This window comes from Pseudomonas sp. AC463 (assembly GCF_979253585.1).
The window spans coordinates 1-231 of record NZ_CEEDDZ010001238.1 but is presented as its reverse complement, the minus strand read 5'-3'; the positions used below and the strand labels follow the sequence as shown (position 1 = coordinate 231).

1 protein-coding gene is annotated in these 231 nt (G+C 69.3%); it reads left to right on the top strand.

The features are described 5' to 3' along the window. Positions 1-231 (top strand): NAD-binding protein (locus tag AC0IYH_RS34255; RefSeq protein WP_471838957.1); only part of this gene is annotated, 231 nt, incomplete at both ends.

The following is a 231-nucleotide window of genomic DNA, read 5'->3' as shown; positions in this document are numbered from 1 at the left end:
CGGCACCGACGCCGGCTTCGCCCGTGCGAAACCGCTGCTCGACGACATGGGCAAGGCGGTGATCCGCGCGGGCGGCAACGGCGCGGGGCAGGCCGCGAAGATGTGCAACAACATGCTGCTCGGCGCGACGATGATCGCCACGTGCGAGGCGTTCGTGATGGCGCAGAAGCTCGGCCTCGACCCGCAGGCGTTCTACGACATCGCCAGCGTATCGTCCGGCCAGAGCTGGTC